The sequence below is a fragment of the Promicromonospora sp. NPDC060204 genome (assembly GCF_042728455.1).
In the GTDB taxonomy this organism is placed as follows: Bacteria; Actinomycetota; Actinomycetes; order Actinomycetales; family Cellulomonadaceae; genus Promicromonospora.
The window spans coordinates 1-21,599 of sequence record NZ_JBHWZO010000095.1; the positions used below are offsets into that span (position 1 = coordinate 1).

The 21,599-nt window shown below is 75.0% G+C and carries 17 protein-coding genes; 7 read left to right on the forward strand and 10 right to left on the reverse strand.

The genetic code is table 11. The features are described 5' to 3' along the window. Positions 1–92: 92 nt before the first annotated feature. From ACFWEJ_RS13975 to ACFWEJ_RS13990, 4 genes are all read right to left on the reverse strand, one after another. Complete coding sequence (locus ACFWEJ_RS13975) at positions 93–377, reverse strand: WXG100 family type VII secretion target (RefSeq protein ID WP_377229805.1); 285 nt, start codon at positions 375–377, stop codon at positions 93–95. Positions 378–549: 172 nt separating this feature from the next. Further along, positions 550–1,254: a hypothetical protein gene (locus ACFWEJ_RS13980; RefSeq protein WP_377229806.1), complete on the reverse strand. Its 705-nt coding sequence runs from the start codon at positions 1,252–1,254 to the stop codon at positions 550–552. Between the two features lie 105 nt (positions 1,255–1,359). Continuing rightward, positions 1,360–2,952: an ATP-binding protein gene (locus ACFWEJ_RS13985; RefSeq protein ID WP_377229807.1), complete on the reverse strand. Its 1,593-nt coding sequence runs from the start codon at positions 2,950–2,952 to the stop codon at positions 1,360–1,362. Continuing rightward, positions 2,945–3,670, reverse strand: a complete 726-nt coding sequence (locus ACFWEJ_RS13990; RefSeq protein ID WP_182619482.1) for a response regulator transcription factor — start codon at positions 3,668–3,670, stop codon at positions 2,945–2,947. The genes ACFWEJ_RS13985 and ACFWEJ_RS13990 overlap by 8 nt, the downstream gene beginning before the upstream one ends. Before the next feature lie 141 nt (positions 3,671–3,811). Here ACFWEJ_RS13990 and ACFWEJ_RS13995 point away from each other — a divergent pair, with 141 nt between their 5' ends. Then, positions 3,812–4,405, forward strand: coding sequence for an NYN domain-containing protein (locus ACFWEJ_RS13995; protein WP_377229808.1), 594 nt, complete (start codon positions 3,812–3,814; stop codon positions 4,403–4,405). Positions 4,406–4,449: 44 nt separating this feature from the next. On the opposite strand, the gene ACFWEJ_RS14000 is transcribed toward ACFWEJ_RS13995, so the two are convergent. The 4 genes from ACFWEJ_RS14000 to ACFWEJ_RS14015 form a co-directional block, all read right to left on the reverse strand. Beyond that, positions 4,450–6,693, reverse strand: coding sequence for a TPM domain-containing protein (locus tag ACFWEJ_RS14000; protein ID WP_377229809.1), 2,244 nt, complete (start codon positions 6,691–6,693; stop codon positions 4,450–4,452). A gap of 125 nt (positions 6,694–6,818) precedes the next feature. Beyond that, positions 6,819–8,516, reverse strand: coding sequence for a DNA repair helicase XPB (locus ACFWEJ_RS14005; protein WP_377229810.1), 1,698 nt, complete (start codon positions 8,514–8,516; stop codon positions 6,819–6,821). A 31-nt stretch (positions 8,517–8,547) separates the two neighbouring features. After that, positions 8,548–11,199, reverse strand: a complete 2,652-nt coding sequence (locus ACFWEJ_RS14010) for a helicase-associated domain-containing protein (protein ID WP_377229811.1) — start codon at positions 11,197–11,199, stop codon at positions 8,548–8,550. Between the two features lie 60 nt (positions 11,200–11,259). Continuing rightward, positions 11,260–12,180, reverse strand: a complete 921-nt coding sequence (locus ACFWEJ_RS14015) for an NAD-dependent epimerase/dehydratase family protein (RefSeq protein ID WP_377229812.1) — start codon at positions 12,178–12,180, stop codon at positions 11,260–11,262. A gap of 125 nt (positions 12,181–12,305) precedes the next feature. Between ACFWEJ_RS14015 and ACFWEJ_RS14020 the strand changes: the two genes are divergently transcribed. The 4 genes from ACFWEJ_RS14020 to ACFWEJ_RS14035 all read left to right on the forward strand — a co-directional run bounded on the left by ACFWEJ_RS14020 (position 12,306) and on the right by ACFWEJ_RS14035 (position 17,881). Then, on the forward strand, positions 12,306–13,049 hold the full coding sequence (locus ACFWEJ_RS14020; protein WP_377229813.1) for a TetR/AcrR family transcriptional regulator: 744 nt from the start codon (positions 12,306–12,308) through the stop codon (positions 13,047–13,049). Between the two features lie 193 nt (positions 13,050–13,242). Next, positions 13,243–13,617 (forward strand): cold-shock protein, encoded by a 375-nt coding sequence (locus tag ACFWEJ_RS14025; RefSeq protein ID WP_182619474.1) that lies wholly within the window; start codon positions 13,243–13,245, stop codon positions 13,615–13,617. A gap of 23 nt (positions 13,618–13,640) precedes the next feature. After that, entirely contained in the window at positions 13,641–14,480 is an 840-nt protein-coding gene (locus ACFWEJ_RS14030) for a DUF3027 domain-containing protein (protein WP_377229814.1), read from the forward strand. Continuing rightward, positions 14,477–17,881, forward strand: coding sequence for a sacsin N-terminal ATP-binding-like domain-containing protein (locus tag ACFWEJ_RS14035; RefSeq protein ID WP_377229815.1), 3,405 nt, complete (start codon positions 14,477–14,479; stop codon positions 17,879–17,881). Before ACFWEJ_RS14030 ends, ACFWEJ_RS14035 begins: the two co-directional genes overlap by 4 nt. Positions 17,882–17,915: 34 nt before the next feature. Here ACFWEJ_RS14035 and ACFWEJ_RS14040 read toward each other — a convergent pair whose 3' ends face one another. Together ACFWEJ_RS14040 and ACFWEJ_RS14045 are read right to left on the reverse strand one after the other, a co-directional pair. Further along, positions 17,916–18,152, reverse strand: a complete 237-nt coding sequence (locus tag ACFWEJ_RS14040) for a DUF2530 domain-containing protein (protein ID WP_377229816.1) — start codon at positions 18,150–18,152, stop codon at positions 17,916–17,918. A 77-nt stretch (positions 18,153–18,229) separates the two neighbouring features. Then, positions 18,230–18,781 carry a low molecular weight phosphatase family protein gene (locus tag ACFWEJ_RS14045; protein WP_377229817.1) on the reverse strand — a complete coding sequence of 184 codons (552 nt, stop codon included), beginning with the start codon at positions 18,779–18,781 and terminating at the stop codon, positions 18,230–18,232. A gap of 224 nt (positions 18,782–19,005) precedes the next feature. Between ACFWEJ_RS14045 and ACFWEJ_RS14050 the strand changes: the two genes are divergently transcribed. Beyond that, on the forward strand, positions 19,006–20,880 hold the full coding sequence (locus tag ACFWEJ_RS14050; RefSeq protein ID WP_377229818.1) for a DUF4012 domain-containing protein: 1,875 nt from the start codon (positions 19,006–19,008) through the stop codon (positions 20,878–20,880). Positions 20,881–21,006: 126 nt separating this feature from the next. Beyond that, entirely contained in the window at positions 21,007–21,567 is a 561-nt protein-coding gene (locus ACFWEJ_RS14055) for a hypothetical protein (RefSeq protein ID WP_377229819.1), read from the forward strand. Positions 21,568–21,599 lie beyond the last annotated feature (32 nt).

Genomic DNA, 21,599 nt, shown 5'->3' on the forward strand with positions numbered 1-21,599 from the left:
GTCACCCTCCGCGTGAGAGGTTGACCGACCGGCGTCGGCCTTTTCCTGTCGCGCCGCGGAAGCGCCCGCGCGCGTCCGGAGCCCGCAGGGCGTCAGGAGAACATGCGCGTCGCGGCCGCCTCCGCCTCCGCGTAGGTGCGGGCCGCGGCGGCCAGCGCGGCCTGGATCGCGTCCAGCGCGCCCTCGACCTGCGCCTGCGCGCCCCGCCACTGCGCGACCGTCCCGCCGAACGCCGCGGCGGCCGGCCCCTGCCAGCTCGCCTGCAACGCGTCGAGGTTGCGCATGAGCGCCCCCACCTCGGTGCGCACCGTGGCCACCGAGCCCGCCACCGCCGCGCTCGCCTGCTCCACCTGGTCGCTGTCGACCTCGAACCGCATGGTCATCACCTCCCGCACGCCGGCCCGTCCGGCGTCCTGCACCGACGGTAGGCACGGGGCGGCCGACGGCGGGGCGGTCGCGGGGCCGCCTGTGCACAGGCCTGTGGATGCCGGGGGTGTGGTCGCGCTCGGACCGGCGCGCGGCCGTCCGGAGGGTCTGTCGCGGGCGCCGTCAGGGCGTGTCGAGCTTCGCCTGCTCCTTGCGCAGCCGATGCAGCTCCATGTCGAGGTTCTGCCGCGCGGGCTCCTCCCACGCGGCGCCCATGGGGCTCAGGAAGAGCGACTTGCGGGCGAGCAGCCGCTCGATCACGCGGATCCGGGCCCGGAGGTAGTCCTCGGCGGGGATGTGCGCGTACTCGGCGCGCACCGCGGACTTGTAGTCCTTGTACCGCTGCGGCTCGGCGGCGAGCATCGCGAGGTCGGCGTCGTTGAGCACCGCGGCGTCGAAGTCCGCGGGGTCGGGCGCGTGCCGCACGATGGCGTTGACCAGGGCGGCGACCCGGTCCGCCGCCCGCACGGGCACGCCGAGCCCGGTCAGCTCCTTGTCCGCGAGGGCCGCCGAGGCCGTGGTCTGCTCGCCGCCCTGCGAGGCGTCGGCCATCTTGCGCTCGGCGTTGAACACCGCGCCGTGGTACCAGGCGGCGAGGCGCACCAGGTCCGGCTCGTGCGTCTCCTCGGCCAGCTCGTCCACGCGGTGCAGCACGGAGGCCAGGTGGCGCAGGTTGTGGAAGTGCCGGTTCTCGTCGGCCCACCGGTCGAGGAGCGACTGGCCGACCGCCTCGATCGCGTCGGTGTCCGCCGTGGCCCCCGCGCCCACCGCGCTACGGACGAAGGACTTGAGGAACCACTGCGGCGCGTCAGACGTCAGCACGCCCATGTGAATTCTGCCTAACGGTCGATGTCGGTCACTCCACGACCAGCCTATTACCGAAACGGTCAGTGGCGACTACCACCGTCACGGGATCGTGATCACGGTTCGGGGTCAGAGCGGCAGCGTGAGCCGGACCGTCAGGCCGCCGCCGGGGGTCTGCGCCACCTCGACGTGCCCGCCGTGCGTGCCCACGATCGCGGCGACGATCGCCATGCCGAGCCCCGAGCCGCCTCCCGACTCCCGGGTGCGGGACGAGTCCGCGCGGTAGAACCGCTCGAAGATCCGCCGGCCCTGCTCCTCGGTGAGGCCGGGACCGTGGTCGCGCACCTCCAGGACGGCGGAGCGGCCCGACGCCGGGTCGCCGGCGCCCGGGGCAGCCTTCTCGCCGTTCTGCGCGGCGCCGTTGGCACCCGGTGAGCCCGGCGCGCTCGGCAGCACCCCCAACGCGATCTCGGCGGGCGTGCCCGCCGGCGTGTGCCGCGCGACGTTGCCGATGAGGTTGGTCAGGACCTGCCGCAGGCGGTCGCCGTCGCCCTCCACGACGAGCTTGCCGGGGACCTGCCCCGCCGGATCGTCCGGACCGGCGTCCGGTGCCAGCGGCACCACGGTGACGTCGCGCGTCGGGTCCAGCGCGTGCAGGTCCTGCGCGGAGTCCCGTGCGAGGGCGACCAGGTCGACGTCCTCGCGGGCGACCGGGCGCCCCTCGTCGAGGCGCGCGAGCACCAGCAGGTCGTTGACCAGCGTGCCCATGCGGCGGGCGGCGTCCTCGATGCGGAACATCGTGTCGTCGACCTTGTCCGAGCTGTCCAGGGCGCCCATCCGGTACAGCTCGCCGTAACCGCGGATCGTCGCGACGGGCGTGCGCAGCTCGTGCGAGGCGTCCGAGACGAACTGCCGCATGCGCACCTCGGAGGCCTCCTGGGCGGCGAAGGCGCGCTCGATCTGGGTCAGCATCGCGTTGAGCGATGCTGCCAGCGAACCCATCTCGGTGCCGGCAGGCGCCTCGGGGACGCGCAGCGTGAGGTCGCCCGCCGCGATCTGCGCGGCCGTGTGCTCCACGGACCGCAGCGAGCGGAGCGACCGCTCCACGAGCAGCCACGCCGTGAGCCCGCCGAGCAGCACGATGCCCAGGCCCGACATGATCAGGGTCCGGGTCAGGATCGAGACCGTGCGGTCCATGCCCACCAGGGGCAGCGCCACGTAGACCGTGGCGCGCTCGCCGCTCGGGTAGGTCGCGCCCAGCGTGATGACGCGCCAGCTCTCGGTGCCGGTGTCCGGGCCGGCGCCGTCACGGGAGCTGCCGTCGCCGGTTTCGCCGTCGCCCGTGTCGTCGGTGCTGGTCGCCCCGGCGGCGGTAAACGGCTCGCCGCCGCTGGCGACGGCCTCCTCGTACGTCACCTCCGGCAGCTCGGGCGTGCCGAACCGCGTGATCGCGGAGTTGCCGAGCTGGGTCCGCTTGCCGCTCTCGTTCTCGATCAGCACGTAGTAGTCACTGGGCAGCGCCTGGCCCGAGGTGGACTGGATGATGGCGATCGGGTCGAGCGCGGCCGTGTGCAGCTCGTCGTCCACCTGCTGGACCAGGAAGCTGGAGACCACCGTGGTCGTCGCGATGCCGGCGATACCGAGCCCCGCCGCCAGCAGCAGCGAGATGATCGCGACGAGCCTGGCGCGCAGAGGGATACCGGCGAGGCGCTCCCTAAGCACGGACGGGCTGCGGGGCGCGCAGCAGGTACCCGACGCCCCGCTTGGTGTGGATCAGCGGGGGCAGGGTCTCGCCCTCGACCTCGAGCGTGTCGATCTTGCGCCGCAGGTAGGAGATGTAGGACTCGACGATGTTCGCGTCGCCGCCCCAGTCGTACTGCCACACGTGGTCCAGGATCTGCGCCTTGGACAGGACGCGGCCGGAGTTGAGCATGAGGTAGCGCAGCAGCTTGAACTCCGTGGGCGACAGGTCGACCTCGACGCCGGCCCGGCGCACCTCGTGCGAGTCCTCGTCCATCTCGAGGTCGCCCACGTGCAGCACGGCCTCCTCCTCGGGGGCGGGCACGCCCGTGCGGCGCAGCACCGCGCGGATCCGCGCCACGACCTCCTCCAGGCTGAACGGCTTGGTCACGTAGTCGTCGCCGCCCACGGTGAGGCCCTGCACCTTGTCCTGCGTGTCGTCCTTCGCGGTGAGGAAGACGACGGGGGTGTGCCGGCCGGTCGCCCGCATCCGGCGCGTCACCGTGAAGCCGTCCATGTCCGGGAGCATCACGTCGAGCACCACGAGGTCCGGCTCGACGTCGCGGACGAGCTGGAGCGCGCCGTTGCCGTCCGCGGCGGCATGGACCTCGAAGCCCGCGAAGCGCAGGGACGTGGACAGGAGCTCGCGGATGTTCGGTTCGTCGTCCACGACGACCAGACGCGCCTCAGGAGTAGCCATGTTTCCAGTGTGCGGCTGGTTCCTGAAGACTGCCTGAGTTTCGCCCGGGAAATCCCCCGGGCTTCCGTTCCGGCTGTCCGCCGCACCCGTCGGGCGGGCTTCGGCTCCGCGATTCGGCGCACACGGCCTAGGCTGTGTCGCATGTCAGCACCGTCCCCGCAGGAGTCCGGGCAGTTGCCCCGGCGCACGTATCTCATCGTCGACGGTGAGAACATCGACGCCACGCTCGGCATGAACGTGCTGAACCGCCGTCCGGCACCCGAGGAGCGCCCGCGCTGGGACCGTATCTCCGCGTTCGCGGAGAAGGTCTGGTCGCAGGAGGTCGTGCCGCTGTTCTTCCTCAACGCGACGTCCGGCCAGATGCCGATGCCGTTCGTGCAGGCGCTGCTCGCCATGGGCTACAAGCCCATCCCGCTGGCCGCGCAGGGCTCGGAGAAGGTCGTCGACGTCGGTATCCAGCGCACTCTCGACGCGCTGATGGACCGACCCGGCGACGTGCTCCTCGCGAGCCACGACGGCGACTTCCTGCCGCAGATCGAGGCCCTGCTGGCCGACGACGACCGCCGTGTCGGCCTGCTGGGCTTCCGCGAGTTCGTCAATGCCCGGTTCACCGAGCAGGAGCAGCGCGGCCTGGTCATGTACGACCTCGAGGCCGACGCCGACGCCTTCACGACCATGCTGCCGCGCGTCCGCATCATCCCGATCGAGGAGTTCGACCCGCTGCGCTACCTGTAGCCCGGCGATCCCCGGGGGCGCTCACCGCCCCCGGGGGAGCGTCGTCAGCGTGCCGACGCCGGCCACCAGGCCCGGACGGTGCCCAGCCTGCGGTGCCCCGCCGGCCGGCCGCCGCCGAACCCGCCCCCGCCGAACCCGCCGCCGATGCGGGCCGTGCGGGCGCGCTTGCGGGAGCGCACCAGGTGCGGGTCGAGCAGGATGCCGCCGAGCATCATGCCGCCGCTGATCGGCCCGTTCGCGTCGGTCCCGTCGGCGTCGGGCTCGGTCTCGGCGGCAGCAGCGGCCGCGACGACGGCGTCCGCGTCCTGGCGGGCCAGGCGTGCCGCCTCCCGCACCAGCGCGCTCGCCTCCTGGGCCTCGTTCAGGGCCGCGGTGGGGTCGGTCGGGTGGAGCGCGCGGGCGACGTCGGCCAGCCGGACCGCCTCCGCGAGCCGGGTGCGCGCCGCGGCGCCGACGGCCCCGCGGCGGGTCGCGATGAAGTCACCGGTCTGACGCAGCTGCGCGTCGACGCGGCGCAGCGTGTCGCGCAGCAGCGCGGACGCACGGGCCTTGACCTCGGTGTGGTCGCGGGTCGACGCCAGGGCGGCGTCGAGGGCGGCTTCCGCCGCGGCGATGCGCTGCAGGCCGGCGAGCGGGTCGCCGCCCTCGCGCGTCACCTCGACGTTCTTGAGCGAGGCCTGGGCCGCGGCGCGCGCGAGGGTGACCCGAAGGTCGCCCTCGATCGCCTTGGCGGAGACCACGTCCTGGGTGAGCGACGCGATTGACTTGTCGAGCCGGCCGACGGCCTCCCGGAGGTGCAGCGCGGTGGCGTCGACGGCGTCGAGCAGCATGACGGCCTGCCCCAGGGCGTTCTGCGCGCCCCGCGCGTGCGCCACGGCGACGACCTTCTGGCCGGCGGCCAGGGCCGAGTTCCCGGCGGCCACGGCCTCCTTGGCGTTGGCGATCAGCAGCTCCGCCTGCTCCGGGTTGCCCACCACGGTGGCGAGCGGGCCCGTCGGGTACCGCCGGGAGAGGTGCGTCAGGAGGCCGCGCGCGGTGGCGACGCGCCGGGAGACCTCGGCCTCGCGGGCGACGACGTCGGCGAGCAGCTCAGGGGCGCGCTGCTGCAGGCGGCGCAGGTCGTCGAAGGCGCGGGTGCGTGCGTCGAGCGTGTCGGCCGCGGCGTCGCACAGCGCGATGATCCGGGTCAGGCGGGCACGGCGCACCGGGTCCTCCGCCGTGCCGGGCGCGTCGTCGCCCGAGGTGTCGTCGCCTGACTCGTCGCCGGCGGCCTCCGGGTCCTCGGGGGCGGTGGCGCGCGGCTCCGTGTCCACGACCTGCCGCACCGCGAACGCCTCGCGGACGTCGGCGGCGGCGCCCTCGAGGATCAGCTCGAAGTCCCGCGTCGCGTCGGCGCCCAGCTCGGAGCGGGCGAAGCCGAGCTCCTGCTCGCACGTCTTCAGGGCGTCGTCGATGCCCACCAGGGCCGCCGCGGCGCGCTCGTCGAGCTCGTCGGTCGTGAGGTCCGCAAAGGCGTCCGCCGCCGGCCCGCCGGCCACCGGGGTGCGGTCCCTGAGCTGGGTGAGGAGCGGGCGGAGCCGGGGTGCGGCGAACCGCCACAGCACGTAGCCGAGGGCGGCCAGGACGAGGAGCGCCGCGACGGCGATGCCCACCACGAGGAGCGGGCTGGTGCTGCTCGCGACCCCCGTGCGGACCGACTCCGCGGCGTCGGTGGCCGCGGGGGCCCACCGCTCGTCCTCGACGGCGGACGCGACGGCGTCGTCGATCTGCCCGAGCTGGCCGTCCGTGAGCGGCACGTTGGTGTCCGCGGACAGGCCGAACTCGTGGTCGACGGTCGCGATCGCGAGGAGCAGGTCGTCGGTGCCGAGACCGGACTGGTTCGCGCTCGCGTTGGCCCAGTCCACGGGGTCGGTGCCGTCGAAGTTCTCGATGTAGACGACGAACATGCGCAGGTCGGACTCCGCGGCGAGCCGCTCGACGGCGGCCAGCACGTCCTGGCGCTCGGTGTCGGTGAGCGCGCCCGCGCCGTCGGTCACGGGGTCCGTGAGAGTGATCGGCGGCGACGCGGGCAGGATGTCCGACATGAGCTCGGCCTGCGTGGCGGCCGACAGGCGCGGCGACACGGACGGCCGTGGTTCGGCCGGCCCGACGACCGTCGCGCTGGCGGCCTGTGAGGTGGCCGCCAGGACGATGCCGACGAGGCCGGCGAAGGCCACGATGACCCAGCCCCCGGAAGCGCGGGTGCCGGGATCGTGCGGATGCTCGGCTCTTGCTCGGGACTCGATCACGTCCCTGATCGTCACCCCGGGTTCAAGACACCGCAATCGGAGACCGTAACGTTGCGTATGTGCAACGAATCCCCAGGTGAATGCCCAGCGTGAAGGGCATTTTCACGCCCTGATCAGGCCCGACGTCAGGGTGTCGTCGAGCCGGCCGGCGACCCGTCCAGGTCCTCGGCGTCCACGATGCGGTACGCGTACCCCTGCTCGGCCAGGAACCGCTGCCGGTGGGCCGCGAAGTCCTGGTCCACGGTGTCCCGCGCGACCACGGCGTAGAAGTGCGCGGTGCGGCCGTCGGCCTTGGGCCGCATGATGCGCCCGAGGCGCTGCGCCTCCTCCTGCCGCGACCCGAACGACCCCGACACCTGGATGGCGACCGACGCCTCGGGGAGGTCCACCGAGTAGTTGGCGACCTTGCTCACCACGAGGCGTGAGATCTCGCCCTCGCGGAACGCCCCGAACAGCCGCTGCCGCTCCTTGTTGGTGGTCTGCCCGGTGATGATCGGCGCCCCGAGGTGCTCGGCCAGCTCCTCGAGCTGGTCGATGTACTGCCCGATGACCAGCACCTGGTCGTCGGGGTGGCGCGCCACGATCTGCTCCACCACCTTCTTCTTGCCCGACGCCGACGCGGCCAGCCGGTACTTGTCCTCCGTCTCGGCCGTCGCGTACGTCATCCGCTCGCTCTCCGGGAGCGTGAGGCGTACCTCCACGCAGTCGGCGGGGGCGATGTAGCCCTGGGACTCGATGTCCTTCCACGGCGCGTCGAACCGCTTGGGCCCGATGAGGCTGAACACCTCGTCCTCGCGGCCGTCCTCGCGCACCAGCGTGGCGGTCAGGCCGAGGCGCCGGCGCGCCTGCAGGTCCGCCGTCATCCGGAAGACGGGCGCGGGCAGCAGGTGCACCTCGTCGTACAGGACGAGGCCCCAGTCGCGGGCGTCGAGCAGCTCGAGGTGCGTGTAGACGCCCTTCCGCTTGGTGGTGAGCACCTGGTAGGTGGCGATGGTGACCGGCTTGATCTCCTTCTTGGTGCCGGAGTACTCGCCGATCTCGTCCTCGGTCAGCGTGGTGCGCCGCACCAGCTCGTCGCGCCACTGGCGCGCGCTGACGGTGTTCGTCACCAGGATCAGCGTCGTCGTGCCGGACTTGGCCATCGCGCCCGCGCCGACGATCGTCTTGCCCGCGCCGCAGGGCAGCACCACGACGCCGGACCCGCCGTGCCAGAACCCGTCCACGGCCTGTGCCTGGTAGGGCCGCATCTCCCAGGGGGCCGCCTTCTCGTGCGGCGTGCGCGGGTGCGTGGTGGGGCTCAGCTCGATCGGGTGCTTCTCGCCGTCCACGTAGCCCGCGAGGTCCTCGGCCGGCCAGCCCAGCTTGACCAGGACCTGCTTGAGGTGGCCCCGCTCGGAGGGGTGCACGGCCACCGTCGACTCGTCGATCCGCGCGCCGACCAGGCCGGAGGTGCGCCTCGACTTCAGCACCTCGGCGAGCACCGCCCGGTCCGTGGTGCGCAGCACGAGGCCGTGCGCCGGGTCCTGCGCGAGCTGGAGGCGCCCGTAGCGGGACATCGTCTCGGCCACGTCGACCAGCAGCGCGTGCGGCACCGGGTACCGGCTGAACTCGATGAGCGTGTTCACGACCTGCTCCGCGTCGTGGCCGGCCGCGCGCGCGTTCCACAGGCCCAGCGCCGTCAGGCGGTAGGTGTGGACGTGCTCGGGCGCGCGCTCGAGCTCGGCGAACGGCGCGATGGAGCGGCGCGCCTGCTCGGCGCTCGGGTGGTCGACCTCCAGCAGGAGCGTCTTGTCACTCTGCACGATCAACGGGCCGTCGGGCATGGGGTCTCCCTCAGTGTTGGTCTGGTGCGCCTCAGGGCGTGGATGACGTCGGCAGGACCGACGCGATGCGGTGGACGGCGATCGTCAGCTCGGCCTCTCGGTCCGGGTCGAGCGCGCGCAGCCTGCCACCGTCGAGGTTCAGGGGTTTGAGCTCGCGGCGCTCCAGCCGGCCGGTGTGCCCGGCCACCTCGACGATCACGGTGGAGCCGTCGCGGAGCGCGTCGCGCAGCAGTGCCAACCCGTCAGCGGGGTGCTGTGTTCCCGGGTCGTCGTCCTCGGGCCCGTGATCCCGGGGTGCGGCCGGCGTCCCGGCGCCGGCGGCGGCGGCGCGGGACCCGTTCGTCGGCGCCGCCGGCGTCGGCAGGTCCGCGCCGGACGTCACCTCCTCCGCCGTCCCCGTGCCGGCGGGCCGGCCGGGGACCACGCGGTAGCCGCGCAGCGGGATGCCGCTCGCGGGGGCGACGGAGTGCGCCACCTCGGCCGCGTCCGCCCGCGCCCGCGCACCGGCCCGGGCCGCCTCCTCGACGGCGCGCAGCTCGGCGACCAGCGACTCGGGGTCGGGCGTGCGGGTGGCGACGTCGGAGCCGGAGCCCATCCGGATCGCGGCCGCCGAGCGCGGCGCGGGCATCGCCCGGCCCGTGACGCCGCGGCGCGCCACGAGCACCCGGCCGTCCGGCCCTTCCAGGGCCGAGACCAGCCCGCGGCTGCGGAGCGCCTCGTGCAGGGCGGCCGCGGGGACCGACGCCGCGAGGACCGTCGGCGCGAGCCGGACCAGGCCGAGGCCGACGAGGGAGGGGTCGTGCTCCAGCCCGGCGAGGACGGTCGCGTCGGCGGCCCGCAGGTACGCCGACGCCGAGCCGACGCGCACCGCGCCGTGCCGCCGGGCGGTGTCCCGGACCAGGTACTCCAGCGGCTGGGGGACGGGCACGGGGGACCGGTGCGCCAGCTCGTCGAGGAGGCCGTCCGCCGTCTCGCCCTGGTCGAGCGCCCGCGTGACCGACGCCGGGCTGAACCGCACCGTCGTCGCCGCGCCGCGCGACTCCACGTCGGCCGCCCGCTCCAGGAGCCGCGCGAGCTCGCGCGACGGCCGCCCGGGGACGATCCCCGTGAGGTCGCCCTGCAGCAGGATCTCGTCCACCTCGTGCGGGAGCACCGCGCGGAGCGCCCCGGCGACGTCGGCCGGGCGGGACGGGTCGGCCGGGAGGAGCGCCCGGCCCGGCGCCGACAGCGCGCCCGCGCCCGTCACGCCCAGCCACTCCACCTCGGCCAGCAGCCCCTCGACCGCGCTCGCCGGCGGCACGGAGCGGGGTGTGTGCCAGGTCAGCACCTCGACGACCGCGGCCGCCGTGGGCGCCAGCACGGTCTCGCCGTCCCGGGCCGCCGCGAGCACCCCGAGCACGCTGTCCCGCAGCCGTGGCACCCACGGCCGGTGCAGGTCCGGCGACAGCGGCGCCCGCAGCGCCCCCTTGTCGTCGCGCGAACCCACCAGCCACGGCGCGCGCCGGGAGGCCAGCCAGGCCTCCACCAGGCGGGCCCAGCGGGCGGCGTCGTCCAGGTCGTCCCAGTCCGACACCGTCGGCACGTACGACGGCGGCGCCTCGCCGTCGTCCCGGACCAGGCCGGCCAGCGCGGCGACCTCGACCACGAACGCCGCGGCGGGCTCGTCGGTCTCGAGCTGCGTGGCGAGCCGGCGCAGGTCACGGACGCCGAGCCCGCCGGCGCGCAGGACCGACGGCGGGTTCTCGTCCCAGGAGCCGCGCAGCACGCGCACCCGCCGGACCAGCTCGAGCGCGGCGCTCGCAGCCTCGGCGTCGGCGGTGGCCCTCGGCACGGGGCGACCCTGCGGCTCGGGCGCCCGGGTGCGCGGTGCGCGGTGGGTGTGCCCGTCGCGCAGGGCCAGCCCGACCAGCCGCGGCAGGACCACGTGCCGGGCGTCGGAGCGGACCAGGAGATGTGCGGTGACCAGCCAGTTCACCGCGTCGCGGGGGCGGGTCCCCGCGGCCGGGACGACGCCGACCGGCGGCCCCCACGCGAGGGCGTCCAGGATCGCCCGCGCCCCGCCGGGCGCCTCGGCGAGCAGGGCGTCGAGCGCGGCGCCCGTCCCGGGCGGCCCGGGCGTGGGGCCGAGGGCCCGCGCGACCGCCTCGGCCAGCCCATCCGGGACCGGGTCGATGTGCGGGCCCAGGCCCGCGGGGTTCGGCCCCAGCAGCTCGTCGAGCCCCGGCGAGGTGCGCAGGTCCGGGGCCGACGGCGGTCCGGTGCCCTGACCGGCGTCCCAGAGGAGGGCGTGCTCGACGGCCAGCTGGACGGCCGCCTCCACCGCTGCCCGGTCGTCCGCCGCGCCGCCGAGCGCCCGGGTGACGACCTCGGGGCCGAGGGCGCCGGGACCAAGGGCGCCCGAACCGGGGGTACCCGGTCTGGGCGGGGCGCGGAAGACGGGCTCCAGGGCGAGCACCGCCTCCAGGACCTGCAGGGTCAGGGCGTCGGAGCGGGCGAGCGCGCGTTCGAGCGACGTGCGGCTCGACGCACGGGCGGCCAGCGACCGGAGCGTCGAGGGGGAGGGGGAGGCGAGGTCAGGACGGGCGCGCAGGAGCGCGGCGAGCGCGGGGTCCGAGCGCTGCCGGAGATCGTCGGCGAAGTGCCGCGTGGCCGAGGCCGGCGCTGCGGGGAGCGAGGAGGCCATCCTGACGATGCTACGCGGGTTTCCTGGCTCTCCGTCCGGCCGGTCCGTGCCTGGCCCCGGTCAGACCTGCGCGGTGCGGCGGCAGACCTCCTCCCACGGGGTGGGGGTGATGCCGAAGCGGTCGCGGGCCGCGGCGTCGTCCAGCACGTACGGCCGTTCCCACTGGTAGATGATCTCCCGCATCTCGCGCATGAAGGGGACGGCGAGGGCGGCGGCGGCGAGCCCGGCGCCACGCAGCGCGGAGATCTTCACCGGTGGCTTTCCGACGCTCGCGAGCACATCGGTCAGGGCCTGCGCCTGCGTCACCGGGGCGTTGCTCGGCACGTGCCAGACGCGGCCGTGGGCGCCCGGGTCCTCCGCGGCGGCGACCAGCGTGCGGGCGGCGTCCGCGACGTCGGTGAAGGTGTGCGGCAGGTCGGTGCGGCCCATCATGAGGGCGCGCCTGCCCTCCAGCGCGCTCGGCACCAGGCGCGAGATGTGCCCGTTCCCGCCCACGCCGCGGCCCATGTAGTCGGAGCCGCGGATCTCGACGGCCCGGATACGACCGGCCTCGTGCGCCGCCTTCGCGTCCGCCCACATCTTGGCGCGCAGCCGGCCCTTGTGGTCGGTCGCGGCGTCGGGCAGGTCCTCCGAGATCGGGACGTCGACGGGGCCGTAGGGGTAGAGGGTGCCGGTGATGCCGTAGACGGCGCCGGAGCGCTCCGCGGCGGTCAGCAGGGATGCGGCGAGCGGGGGCCAGACGCGCTCCCACTGGGTGTAGTCGGCCGGGTTGGCGCAGTTGTAGAGGTAGTCGGTCCCCTCGGCGGCGCGGGACAGCGCGTCGGCGTCGGAGGCGTCGAGGGCGAGGTGCTCCACGCCGTCGATCCCGGTGGTGCGGCCCGAGCGGCTCACGACCGTGACGCGGGACCCGCGCTCGGCGAGCAGGGCGGCGACGTGCCGTCCGATCGGACCGGCGCCGACGATGAGGTGGGTGTCAGACATGACCAATGCTCCATTCCGAGAGCGGTGCTCTCTGTTGTGCCGCAAGCGTGGCACGGGCGGGTGCGCTTTGGCAAGAGCGGTGCTCTCGGTTGTGTGCAGTGATCTGTCATGCGAACCTGAATGCCATGAGTCCGGCCCGCACCGCCCGCGCCCTTGCCCGCGAGACGATCACCCGCGAGATCCTCGACTCCGCCCGCGCGCGGCTGTCCACCGACGGCGCGGCGGCGCTCTCGCTGCGCGCCGTCGCGCGGGACGTCGAGATGGTGTCGTCGGCCGTGTACCGCTACTTCCCGAGCCGGGACGCCCTGCTCACGGCGCTGCTCGTCGAGTCCTACGACGAGCTCGGCGAGGCCGCGGAGGCCGCCGACGCCGGCGTCGCCGACCGCGCCGACACCGGCGCCCGCTGGCTCGCCACCTTCCGCGCCGTGCGGGCCTGGTGCGTGGCGCATCCGGGAGAATTCGGCCTGCTGTACGGCACACCCGTACCGGGCTACGCCGCGCCCCGGGACACCGTCGTGCCCGCCGTCCGCGTGGTCCGCGTGCTCGCTTGCATCGTCGGTGACGCCTACGCGGCGGGCGCGCGCCCCGCGGCCGTGCCGGCCCCGGTGGCCGCCGCCACGGCGGACGCGCCGGTGACCGTCGCGCCTGGCCTCGCGTTCATCGCGGACCAGGGCCTCTGGGCGGGCACCGACCTGACGGGCGACGACGTGGCGGAGGCCGTCCGCCGCACGATCATCGCCTGGACCACGCTGTTCGGCCTGATCTCGTTCGAGCTGTTCGGGCACCAGATCGGCTCGGTCGCCGACCCCGTGACCTGGCTCGACGAGGTGGCGCTCCGGCTCGGCGCCGACCTGGGCATCGGCGTCTGAACCCAGCATCCGGGCGGCCCGCGCCCGGCACCGGCGCGCCACGCGGGCGAAGAACGGTCAATGCATGCGACGCGGTAGGCATCCGCCCGGTAACCTTGTGCAACGGGTCCGGAGAGAGCGCGTCAGTCGCAGCACCTCGGACCGCCCTGAGCAGTTTCGCGAGCAGTACCGACAAGCACAGAAGAAGGTTGCAGTGCCCACCGGCAAGGTCAAGTGGTTCGACACCGACAAAGGCTTCGGGTTCATCGCCAACGAGGACGGAGGCGAGGTCTTTCTGCACGCCTCCGCCCTGCCCGAGGGCGTGGTGCCCAAGCCCGGCGCGCGCGTGGACTTCGGGGTGGCCGACGGCCGCCGCGGTCCCCAGGCGCTCGCGGTCAAGGTGCTCGACGCCGCACCGTCGGTCGCCAAGGCGAGGCGGAAGCCCGCCGACGACATGGCCGTCATCGTCGGCGACCTGACGCAGATGCTCGACCGGGTGGCAAATGACCTGCGCAAGGGGCGTTATCCGAAGAACCCGGAGACGCTAGCCAAGATGCTGCGCAAGGTCGCAGACGACTTCGACGCCTGAAACCCCACGAGGTCCCGAGGAACATGGTGACGATCACCGCGCCCGCCACACGAACGCCCACCCGGCGGGTCGCCGCACGCTCCAGCCGCGACGCTGTGCTGAACGGCGCCGCGGAGCTCGCGCGCGCCGCCGCGCAGGAGGTCGCCGAGCGGCCCGACGACGTCGGGGAGCACCTCGGCACCTTCTTCGAGGACGAGCGGGTGGTCTCGCACCGCTTCGCCGCGACCATGCGGGGGTACCGCGGCTGGCACTGGACGGTCACCGTGACGCGCGTGCCGCGCGGCCGGGCCGCCACGATCAGCGAGGTCGAGCTGCTGCCCGGCGACGAGGCGATCCTCGCCCCGGCCTGGCTCCCGTGGTCCGAGCGGCTGCGCCCGGGCGACGTAGGCCCGGGCGACGTGCTGCCGTTCCGCGCCGACGACCCGCGGCTCGAGCCGGGCTACACCGCCACCGGCGACCCCGAGGTCGACGAGGTCGCGATCGACGAGCTCGCGCTCGCCCGCGCCCGCGTGCTGTCCCCGCAGGGCCGCGACGAGGCGGCGGAGCGCTGGTACCGCGGCTCGCGCGGGCCGACGTCCGCGGGGTCCGTCGCGGCCGCCGCCGAGTGCACGGCCTGCGCGTTCCTCATCCCGCTCTCCGGTCCGATGGGCCAGCTCTTCGGGGTGTGCGCCAACGAGTGGTCGCCCGACGACGGCAAGGTGGTCTCCCTCGACCACGGCTGTGGTGCCCACTCGGAGACCGACGTCGAGGCGCACCCGACCGACTGGCCGGCGCCCGCCCCGCTGATCGACGAGAACGAGGTCGAGCCGGTTGCGGCGGCCGGCGACACGCCGGCGGGCGACGGGGGCGAACCCTCCGCGTGACCCACGACCCCTTCGGCACCGGAGCGCTGCGGCGCGTGGTGACCGAGGCGTGGCTGGCGTCGCCGACGCGCTTTCGCGAGGACGCGAACTCCGAGGAGGACCACGCGCGCGGCTACTACCGGGACCGGGTAGTGGTGGAGCTCGCGCAGAACGCGGCCGACGCCGCCGCGCGCGCCGGGGTGCCCGGCAGGCTGATGCTGACCCTGGAACCGCGCGGCTACGCGGGCGACGACGCGGACGGCACCACGGCGGGCTGGTGGCTCGTCGCCGCCAACACGGGCGCGGCGCTCGACGCCGACGGCGTCGCGTCGCTGGCCTCCCTCCGGGCCTCCGCCAAGTCGGGCGGCCCGGCCGGGCCCGACGGCGTCGTGGGGCGGTTCGGGGTCGGGTTCGCCGCGGTCCGGTCGGTGTCGGACGAGATCCTGGTGCGCTCGCGCGCGGGCGGCGTGCGCTTCTCGCTCGCGGCCACCCGCGCGGAGCTCGGGCTGGGGCTGCGGCCTGGCGTGAGCGAGATCGGTCCCCTGCTCCGAGATCGGTCCGACGACGGACCGGTCTCGGAGCAACCGGCCGATCTCGCGCCCTCGGTGGGGGCAGAGGGATGGCTCGCGGACGAGGCCCGGCAGCGCGGCAGCGCGCTGCCCGTGCTGCGGCTGCCGTTCGCGGCGCCCGGGACCACGGCGGAGGAGCCGGACACCGTGGTCGAGGTGCGGCTACGGGACGACGCCGCGGTGGCCGCCGTCCGCGCCCAGCTCGCCGCCGTCGACGACGGTCTGCTGCTCGCGCTGCCCGCCCTCGACGAGCTGGTGATCGAGGACGACTACGCAGGTCAGCCGGGTTCTGAACCCGGGGACACGGTGCCCCGGGCGACGCCGCGCGTGCTGCGCGACGTCGGGACGCGCTGGCGTGTGCACCGGTCGTCCGGCGAGCTGGAGCCGGACGACTCGCTGCCGTCCGAGGCGCGCCGCACGGACTGGTCGGTGCTCTGGGCGGTGCCCGTCTCGGGGACCCTGCCCGACCCCGGGAGCCGCAGTACGACCGGGAGCCGCGTCGCGACCGGGAGCCGGGCGGCGGCCGGGCCGACGCTGCACGCCCCGACCCCCACCGACGTCCGGCTCACGTTCCCCGCGCTCCTGATCGCCTCGTTCCCGGTCGACCCGGGACGGCGCGGCGTGCTCCCCGGGCCGACGTCGGACCGGGTCGCCGCCGAGGCGGGCCGCTCCTACGCCGCGTTCCTGGGCGAGCTCGCCGCACGGCCCGGGGGCGACGTGCTCGGCCTGGTCCCGACCGGGCTCCCGGCGGGCGACGTCGACGCCGCGATCCGCGCGGCCGCGGGCGCCGCCCTGGGTGCCACGCCGCTGCTGCGGCCGAGCGACCCGGCGTCGCCGGTCGCACCCCGGGACGCCGCCTTCGTCGCGGGGCCGCTCGGCGAGGACGCCACGCTCGCCCGTGCGCTCGCCCGGACCGGCGACAGGACCCTGGTCACGGTCCCCGTGCGCCACCAGGCCCTCGTGCGCTCTCTCGGCGCGGATCCTGCCGACCTCGTCGACCTGGTCGAGGCCCTGCCGCCGGATCCCGGCGTCGTGCACGCGGCACTCGATGCCCTCGCGCCGCACGTCGGCGAGCCGGCGGTCCTGGAGGCCGTGTCCGGGGCCCCGCTGCCGCTCGCGGACGGCCGGGTGACCCGCGGCGCGCGGGGGACCGTGCTGCTCGACACCCCGCGGCTCGCCGGGATCGCCCGGGCGCTGGGCGTCCGGGTGGTCCACCCGGACGTCGCCCACCCGGTGCTGGAGCGGGCCGGCGCCGTACCCACCACGCCGCGCGGGCTGCTCGCGGACGCCGCGGTCCGGTCGGCGGCGCTGGCCGCCGCGGAGGAGGTGCTGGACGACGGCGACGCCGAGCACCTCGGCGCCGTCCTGTCGGCCGGGCCTCAGGCCGGGCCTCAGGCCGGACCTCAGGCCGGGCCCCAGGCCGGGCCCCAGGCCGGGCCCCACGCCGGGCCGCCGTCGCAGGACCCGGACGCCGGTGCGCCCGACGGGCCGTGGGCGCCCGAGGACCCGACCCCCGCGGAGACGGTGTCCGCCGTGCTCGAGCTGGTGCGGCTCGCCGTCGCCGAGACCGCGGAGGACCTCCCGTTCTGGCTGGGCGAGCTGCCCGTGGTGGCGGACGGCGCCGTCGTCCCGCTGCGCGAGACGGCGCTGCCGGGCACCTGGGCGGCCCGGAACCTGGACCTCGCCCCGGTGCGGGCCGACGTCGTCGAGCGCTGGGGCGAGGCCACCCTCGGAGCCGCCGGGGCGCACGCCGACCTGGGTGTCTACCGCGTGGCCGACGTCGCGACGCCCGACGGGGACGACGACGCCGACTACGGCCCCGACGACCCGGCCGGCTGGCTCGCCGACTGGGACGAGTACCTCGACCTGCTCGCCGAGGAGCTCGGCGCGGGGGCGTGGGTCGGCGACGTGGCGGCCGTCCCGGACCTCGACGCGCTGGGGGAGGCCACGGGCACCGGGGCCGGGCCGGGTGCCGGGCACGGCTCGCTCGCCGCGGGGCTCGCCCGGATCGCCGCCGACCCGGAGCTGCGGCGCGCGCTGCTGACGCCCGTCCGGTCGCCCGACGCCCCGGACCGCGAGGCGCCGTCGTACACGGCGTGGTTCCTGCGCCGCCGGCTCGGCGCGCCGTTCGCGCTCGGGGACACCCCGCTCCTGCCGCCCGCACCGCCGGAGACGGCCGGCCTGGACGCCGACCTCCTGACCGCGCTCGGCGGCCTGCACAACCTTGCTGACCTGCCCGGACGCGACTGGCCCGCCGTCCTGGAGCGGCTGCCCGACGCATCGGCCGGGTCGTCCGGGCGGCTGCCCGCCGACGTCGCGCGCGCCGTCTGGACGGGGCTGGCCGCGCTCGCCCGGGCCGACGGCCCCGGGATCGCGCCGCCCCGGCTGCCCGCGTTCGGCCCGGCCGGGATCACGGTGGAGAGCACGGACGACCTCGCCGTCGCCGCGTCGCCCCGGTGGGCCCAGCTCGGCCCGGTGGTCCCCGGGCCCGCCGACGTCGCCGAGGCTCTCGCCGACCTGCTCGACCTCCCGCTGGAGGCCGGCGCCGACGTGGGACCGGACGAACCCGGGGAGCCGGTCGCGCTCGACCCGCGGGTCCGGGCGGTCGTGCCGGCCGCGCCGGAGACCTGGCGCCGCCACACGACGTTGACGGTGGAGGGCCGGCCGGTCACGTGGTGGGTCTCCGCCGGCGCGCCGGGCGAGGGGTCCGCAGCCGTCGCGCACGCCGTCTCGGTCGAGGGCCTCGCTCGGGCGCTGGCCGAGATCGGCGGGGCGGACCCGCTGCTGCTGGAGGCGGTCCTGCGGGACCCGGACCGTGCGGCTGTGCTGGGCGCGGAGCGGGCCTGGGGCTGAGGCTCAGCCCGGCGGGCTGGGCGTCAGCCCGGCGTCACCGGTGGCGGCGCGCCCAGAGCAGGCCGAGCCCGCCGAGCACCACGCCCGTGCCGCAGATCGCGACGTTCTCGACGCCGCCGCGCCCGGCGAGGAGCAGGATCAGCGCGACGACCAGCCCGATCGCGAACAGCCCGATACCCGCGCCGAGGACTCGGAAGAGATCGGCGTGCGGGGCCGGCGGGCTGGGCCGACGCTCCTCGGGATGGGCCAGCAGGGTGCGGATCGTTGGCACCTTGCCAGTGTACGGACCGGGCCTCGCCGAGCCCGCTGAGGCGGGCAGCGCCCGGGGTGAATTCGGTCGCACCCTGATCACCCCCGCAGCGCGGCCAGGACCGGGGTGAGCGCGTCGACGATCTGCTCGTAGGAGCGCCGGTAGGTGGCGGCGCCCATGCCGTACGGGTCGAGCACGCCGTCGTCGTGCTGCCGCCCGGCGTGCCGGGACCGCTCCTGGAGGGCGGCGGGAACGAGAGCGGCGAGCCGCGCGGCGTCGTCCCGCCCGGTGACGGCGCCCGGCCGCAGGTTGCTCGACAGTCGGCCCAGCTCCCGGACGGTGAGGGTGTGGCGGACGGCGGCCGGTACCTGCTCGACCACGAGCGCTCGATGCTCGGGGGTCAGGGCCAGGACCAGGTCGGCCCGCTCCACGAGGTCGGGGACGAGCTGCCGGGCGGCGAAGCCGGCGGGCGGGAAGCCGTCGGTGACCAGCAGGTCCGCCATGGGCTCCGGCACGGGCCGGCCCACCAGGGCGTGCGTCCCGGCGCTGCCGACGACGACGGATCCGTCCAGGACGCCCCGCAGGAGCAGCTCCACGGCCGGTGAGCGGCAGATGTTGCCCGTGCAGACGGCGAGCACGGTGAACGGCATGGCGGACACCTTCCTCCCGGCATCTCCGGGGAGCAACGAGAAATGAACACAGCATTACTTCGTGAATATGCACGGAATTTCTATTCGGATTCATTTAATGATTGTGCAAGGAGCCAGCGGCGGCAAGTTCCGTGAAAATGCACGGAGGCCAATTCGCCGCGCCTATCTCTCGGCTCGTGGGTAATCTAGCGCGCATTGCGCCGGAGAAGCCATCAGGAGGCTTGGTGACACACCCAGGATGGGGCGAGAAATGGGCGAGCCAGGCCGATACCACGGTGCTGCCGGTCGCGCGGCCCGGTCCGGCACCTGCGCCCCTGCCCCGGCGCGGGCCCCCGCGGTCCAGGCCGGCGTTCTGGACGCGCGGCCGCCGCCGCAACCTGAGAATCGTCCTGCTGGGTGTCGTGGCCCTCGTCGTGGCCCTCGTCGTCCTCCTCGCCTGGGTCGCGCTCGACGCTGTCCGGGCGCGGGGCGCGCTGGAACAGGCGGCCGCGGACGTCACGACCCTTCAGGCCGACGCCGTCGCCGGCCGGACCGACGGATTCGGTGCGAGGTTGTCCGACCTGCAGGAACATGCCGCGGAGGCACGAGAGGCGACCGACGGCGCCCACTGGTCCCTCGCCGGCCGGCTACCCGGCGTCGGGCCGACGGTGCGCGCGGTGTCGACAATGGCAGCCGTGGTCGACCTGCTGGCGCAAGGGCCGCTGCCCCGGCTGGCCCAGGTGGTCGAGGTGGTCGACCCGGGGGCGCTCGCGCCGCGGGACGGGCGGGTCGACCTCGGGCCGCTGCAGGACGTGGCGCCCGACGTTCGGCATGCCGACGAGGCGGTCGGCGACGCATTGCGGAGCGTCGAGGCCATCGGCGGTGCGCCGATGCTGCCGCAGGTCGCAGTCGCGGCCGAGGAGCTGGGGACACAGCTCTCCGACCTGCGCATGTCCACCGCCACGGCATCGCGGGCGGCGCAGCTCCTGCCGCCCATGCTGGGCGCGGACGGCCCGCGCGACTACCTGGTGCTGGTGCAGAACAACGCGGAGCCCCGGGCGCTGGGCGGGATCGTCGGGACCGTCCTGGTGCTGCGCGCCGACGATGGCCGGGTCGAGCTCGTCGACCAGCGGCCCGGCGTGCAGGTGGGCTCGTTCGGCGAGGCGGTGGTCGAGCTGACCCGGGACGAGAAGAGCGTCCTGGGCGGCGACGACCTGGGCCGGTGGATGCAGAACGTCACCGCGACCCCGGACTTCCCGCGGTCGGCCGAGATCGCGCGCGAGATGTGGCGGCGCGAGACCGGGCGGGCCGTGGACGGTGTGCTTGCCACGGACCCGGTGGCGCTGGCGGCGCTGCTGGACGGCGTCGACACCGGTCCGGGCGGCGTCCTGCGCGGTGACAAGCTGGTGTCGTACCTGCTCAACGAGGTGTACCTGACACAGACCCCCCGTGAGCAGGACAAGATCTTCGCCGACGTCGCGGAGCGGGCGTTCGCGGCGCTGACCGCCGGCGACGTCGAGCCCGCCCGGATGGTCGACGCCCTCGCGGGGTCCGCGCGCGAGGGGCGGCTCTCGGTGTGGTCGAGCGAGCCCGCTGAGGCGGACCTGCTGGAGGGCACGGTGCTCGACGGCGCCCTGCGCGGCGTCAGCGGCGACCGCCCGGTGATCGGCGTGTTCACACAGGGAATTCAGATGGCGAAGATCGCGTACTACGTCGACACCGAGGTGGACGTCGCGGAACGCGAGGAGCGGCCGGACGGCTCGCGCGAGCTGGCCGTCACCGTCACCTACACCTCACGCGTCGACGCAGGTGAGGCCGCGGATCTGCCCGAGTACGTCACCGGCATCGGGGAGTCGCGTCCCGGGGAGGTCCGGCTGCGTGCCCTCGTCTACGCGCCGGCCGGCGGCCGGATCGTTGCGGCGTCTGACAAGTCCGGAGATATCGGGCTATCACCCCAAAAACATGATCAGCTGTGGCTGTCATTCCGGGATTTCTCCTTGGGGGCGGGAGAGAAATCTTCTATCACCTATGTAATCATCACCGGGAAGCAGCAGGGCGGGAGCGTCATTCTGCGAACAACTCCGGGTCCGAAACCCTTGAGAACACCGGTCGGAAAATGATGCTCCCGACGAGAGAAGACGGATTGCCCACATGTCCCGCGCTGTATTCGGCGGGCCGTGAATCCCGGTGCACGGACACCGATCTCACACGTCCAGCAAGAACGTCACGACATCAAGGACTGAGCAATGCTTCGACGCCTCATCAGCGCTCTGACCGTCACGGCAGCCGCCGTGGTGGTACCGGCGACGGCCGCCGCCACGTCCGCGGCCGCGGACGAGTACGGCCCCAGCGAGTTTCCCTGCGTCATCACCTTCGAAAGCCAGACGGTGACGGTGGGTGAGCCCTTCGGGTTCACCGTCTCGTGCCCGGACCTCGCCGGGGTGACCATCACCGTCCAGGTCGCCTTCGCCGGCGAGGCCGCTGCGGCCGGCGATCCTGCCCCGGCCGTCGAGGTGGCCGGTGCCGACGCGGAGGAGCTGACCCTCGGCGACGACGGCGAGGCGTCCGACACCGCCACCGTCTCTGCCGCGGGCGACTACACCGTCCAGGCCCTCGACACGGACGGCGAGCCGTTGTCCGAGGTGTACACGATCACCGCCACCGCGGGTGCCGACGGTGCGGGCGGCGGTGGCGGCCTGGCCGCCACCGGGTCCACCAGCCTCCCGTACCTCGCCGCGGCCGGCGCGCTGCTGCTCCTCGGTGTGGGCACCCTCGTGACCATCCGCGTCCGGTCCCGGCGCGGCTGACCGGCCGGGGCCGTCCACCGACCGCCCGCAAC